Origin of the sequence: Clostridium sp. AF37-5, assembly GCF_003477605.1 — a bacterium.
Classification (GTDB): Bacteria; Bacillota; Clostridia; order Lachnospirales; family Lachnospiraceae; genus Eubacterium_F.
This window is the reverse complement of sequence record NZ_QUDR01000027.1, coordinates 1-3,920: the sequence shown is the minus strand read 5'-3', so window position 1 is coordinate 3,920 and position 3,920 is coordinate 1. Positions and strand designations below refer to the sequence as shown.

General features: G+C 42.6%; 5 protein-coding genes and 1 pseudogene. 1 reads left to right on the top strand and 5 read right to left on the bottom strand.

All coding sequences use genetic code 11. The annotated features are described in order from the left end of the window. Positions 1–180, top strand: a pseudogene (locus tag DW019_RS15590) (hypothetical protein); the annotation flags it as partial. 451 nt (positions 181–631) lie between these two features. Here the strand turns inward: DW019_RS15590 and DW019_RS13305 are convergent. From DW019_RS13305 to DW019_RS13285, 5 genes are all read right to left on the bottom strand, one after another. Then, entirely contained in the window at positions 632–1,660 is a 1,029-nt protein-coding gene (locus tag DW019_RS13305) for an N-acetylneuraminate synthase family protein (protein ID WP_118443890.1), read from the bottom strand. Positions 1,661–1,681: 21 nt separating this feature from the next. Continuing rightward, complete coding sequence (locus DW019_RS13300; RefSeq protein ID WP_118443888.1) at positions 1,682–1,927, bottom strand: hypothetical protein; 246 nt, start codon at positions 1,925–1,927, stop codon at positions 1,682–1,684. Positions 1,928–1,942: 15 nt separating this feature from the next. Then, the gene (locus DW019_RS13295; protein ID WP_118443886.1) at positions 1,943–2,983 is read right to left on the bottom strand and encodes an N-acetylneuraminate synthase family protein; all 1,041 of its coding nucleotides are present in this window, start codon (positions 2,981–2,983) and stop codon (positions 1,943–1,945) included. 72 nt (positions 2,984–3,055) lie between these two features. After that, complete coding sequence (locus DW019_RS13290) at positions 3,056–3,706, bottom strand: UDP-N-acetylglucosamine 2-epimerase (RefSeq protein WP_182431147.1); 651 nt, start codon at positions 3,704–3,706, stop codon at positions 3,056–3,058. 128 nt (positions 3,707–3,834) lie between these two features. Further along, the gene (locus DW019_RS13285; protein ID WP_279217665.1) at positions 3,835–3,909 is read right to left on the bottom strand and encodes a hypothetical protein; all 75 of its coding nucleotides are present in this window, start codon (positions 3,907–3,909) and stop codon (positions 3,835–3,837) included. Between the last annotated feature and the right edge of the window lie 11 nt (positions 3,910–3,920).

The following is a 3,920-nucleotide window of genomic DNA, read 5'->3' as shown; positions in this document are numbered from 1 at the left end:
AAAAAAGGCTACCATGTAACAGAAGCCTGTGTCCTTACTACCGGCAATCATCCGGTCAGTATCTTTTCAAAAGTACATTCTTCAGCTGAAAAGGGTTATAAATCCACCAATACCGTTACTTTTGAAGCTATGAACGAGGTTCGGCTCTTTTTGAAAAAGCAAGCTTCTTTATCACAATAAATGGACATTTGCTACGGAACTGCGCAACCGTCGCAAAGGGAAAATTAAAACCAATGTATTTTATAAGGGGAAAAATCACGAGGCTTACATTTCCCATGTCAAAGTCCAGATTACAGCTTCCAGAAAAGATATTTATCTGGTACTGGTTTATGGCATCACAGAACATCCCATGATGCTTGCCACAAATAAAGAAATCAAGTCCAAAAAGGATGTGCTCAAAGTGGCAAGAACCTATTTTTCGCGATGGAAGATCGAGGAATACTTCCGTTGTAAAAAGCAGATCCTGTAAAGGCAAAAGTATTCTTCTGCTATTATCGACTGGCGAAAGGCATCCGTGGCATACTCTCATATGGAATATTTATTATCGGCTATATATCTCTTTTCCTTTAGTGTGTCACAACAAGCATCATTATATCCTATGGCATCTGGCTGGTGTAAGCCAATCCACCTGCTAACAAAAATCATCTTCCTTTAGCAGCACATTCTCATCAATATCCGTTGCCGCGTATTTACCAATAATTTCCTTCATGCGGTATGCCGGAATTCCGGTACCCGGACGCTTCGACCAAATCATATCTTCTTCAATCCGCTGACCCTTTTTAATCGGTCGTTTCGTAACCAGACTGCGAAAAGCCCACGAACGCGTTTCTTCCTCTCCCGGGTGCACTTTTTTGACAGAACCAAGAGCCTCTTCCAATTTGCGGATACCGTCTACTAATTGATGAAGTTCTTGAAAATCAATTGATACCGATTGGTCCGGCCCCGGTGTCCGTTTATCCAAAATCACATGTTTCTCAATAACACGTGCCCCCAACGTCACAGCGCCAAAACTCGTATACAAATCCGGTGTGTGGTCGGAATGCCCAATAATTGCATCCGGAAAATGCTTTTCCATCTGAAGGATAAATTTAAGGTTAATATCCTCATACTTTGGCGGATATTCGGAAATACAGTTCGTAAATGCAAGGGGAACGCCCGCCTGCTTCAATACATCGTAAGTTCGCCGAATTTCTTCAATTGTACTCATACCGGTAGATACAATCATTGGCTTACCAAGTCTCGCAATCCGTACCAGAGTCGGAATATCTGTCATCTCGCCGGATCCAATCTTAAAGGCATCGACTCCCATTGCATCCAGCTCATACGCTGCTTTCAAGCTAAATGGCGTGCAAAGATATTGAATACCAATCTTTTTGCAGTATTCCATCAACTCCCGGTGCTGCTTCAGTGTAAGTGCATGCTGCTTCAAAAACTCATACAGCGGAATATTGTTTTTTCCTGCGATCCCGGCATCCGAAAGCATTTCTTCATCCGGCAGATGATGCTGGAATTTAATACAGTCAGCCCCAGCAAGTTTCGCCTGACGACACATTTCCTTTGCCACTTCCACATCACCCATATGATTATCACAGCCCTCGGCAATAATATAAACCGGGTAGCCGTTTCCTATCTTCTTTTTTCCAATCTGCAGTTCGCTCATAAAGTCTCCTCCTATATCTCCTTACAATTCAAACATCGTCGGTATCGGCATAAAATGTTCTGCCAGCAAAAAATCACTCTCCTCATCAATATCAATGCTGCGCTCCACAGGCATCACATAACCAACCGGATTGTCATTAAAACTGGTATCCTTTGTCAAGTCTGCTACACAATTTACATACACTGCACCATTTACCCAGTAAATTTCTTTCATATCCTGTCTGCGGATGGTACTTCCACCTCTTGCCGGAATCACTGCCAAAATCATAATTCCTCGTCTCCTTTACTCTACCATATCATTTTTCAACTGCGTATCCGCGGCAATATCCTCCACCGCTTTTTTCCCAAGTATTTTTGTAAAATCTTTTGCTAAAATCTCACCTGTTCCCGGACGTTTTACCCAAATATTTTCTTTTGTGAAAACCTCACCTTTTTTGACCGGTTCAATCGTAACCACCGTAGCAAAAGCAAAATCAATCGTGACCTGCTCCTCCGGCAGCGCCCCTTTCGTTCCGCCGCGCATCATAGGAACTTCAATTGCCGCCTGAATCAGTTCCTCACAAGCAGCCTCATCCATCGAGCATATTATGTCCGGTCCACTTCTTGCCATTTCATCCGTAAAGTGGCGCTCTACCAAATCTGCACCAAGTGCAAGTGCCGCAATACACGCATTGTTATTTAGTGTGTGGTCAGATAATCCAATCGGCACATCCGGGAACTCTCTCATCATCTCCTGCATCGCACCGAGACGAACCCACTCCGGTTTGGTCGGGTACAAATTTGTCGTGTGCATCAGCGCATACGGAACGCCATACTTCTCCATAATATTCACTGCTTTTGCCACACTTTTAATATCGTTCATTCCGGTTGAAACAATCATCGGCTTTCCATACTCGGCAATATGCTCCACAAGTGGATAATTATTTAACTCACCGGAACCAATCTTATAAGCTTTTACACCCATTCTCTCTAACCGCTCCGCCGCTGCTCTGGAAAATGGTGTACTAAGAAATTCCATGCCAAGACTCTCGGTATATTCCTTTAACTCTTTTTCGTCTTCTTCACTCAGCGCACAACGCGCCATAATGTCATAAATCGAATCCGAAGAGTTTCCCGGAATGACCTGCTTTGCCACCTGACACATCTCATCTTCTACCACATGGGTCTGGTGTTTAATCAGCCGTGCGCCGGCACGGTATGCTGCCGACACCATTTCTTTCGCCACCAAAAGACTGCCCTCATGATTAATTCCAATCTCCGGAATCACAAGTGCACGCTTGTCATCTCCAACGCAAATATCTCCAATGCAAAATGTTTTTTTCATCTTTTCAACCCCCGTATGTCCACAAAAATCTTCTGGATATCCAAATTCCAGATATCCTCTTGTTTTAACACTTCAAAAAAACAACTCGGTACTATTTCCCACACCAAATCCACTTGATGGAATCCGGTGGGATGAAATATTTTGTAATTTATCTAAAATATCCGCTTTGTCCTCTCTGGCATGCTGGATATTTTTTAACATCTTTTCATCGTATCTGCCCTTTTGTCTGCTGCCGATATCAATAGCAGGAATTCCATAAATACCGCTTTCCCGTATTCCTGCACTGGAGTTTCCAATAATCGCATCGGCATTTTTCAAAAAAGTCAGAAAATATTCAAAACGAATGGACGGAAAAACACGAAATCTCTTATTCCCGTACAGCCGCCCGATTTCATTTAAAATGATTTCCGTTCCATTGTCATTGTTCGGATATACCACAATATAGTTTTTCTCCGATGCAAGTAAGGCATCAACTACTTCTTTGATGTGCTCCGGTAATTCTCTGACTTCAGTCGTCACCGGATGATACATAAAAATGGAATAAGAATCAAACTCCACTTCATACTTTTCATATGCTTGCTGCAAAGACGGAAGGGTATCACTTAACATAATATCAATATCCGGAGAACCAATCACAAAAATACGCTCTTTCTGCTCAGCCATCTGAAACAGTCTTTTTTTTGCTTCCTCATTGCACACACCTTTTTCTTTGTAGCAGTTCACAATCTATGGTCTTATTTTATCACAATGCAAACTAGATTTCTACAAAAAAAGAGAGAGACCAAGTGGTCTCTCCCTTTTCGTACAATTCATTATGATACTGCTTTACGCAGTCATCAAACCAACCGAGATTACTGTAACAGAGAAAGTACTCCCTGATTTGACTGATTTGCCTGAGCCAGCATAGAAGTAGCTGCCTGCTGCAAGATGCTCTCTT

Excerpts from the sequence above, each read along its gene's own strand:
- DW019_RS13305 (WP_118443890.1), bottom strand. The coding sequence starts at position 1,660 with ATGAGCGAACTGCAGATTGGAAAAAAGAAGATAGGAAACGGCTACCCG.
- DW019_RS13300 (WP_118443888.1), bottom strand. The coding sequence starts at position 1,927 with ATGATTTTGGCAGTGATTCCGGCAAGAGGTGGAAGTACCATCCGCAGA.
- DW019_RS13295 (WP_118443886.1), bottom strand. The coding sequence starts at position 2,983 with ATGAAAAAAACATTTTGCATTGGAGATATTTGCGTTGGAGATGACAAG.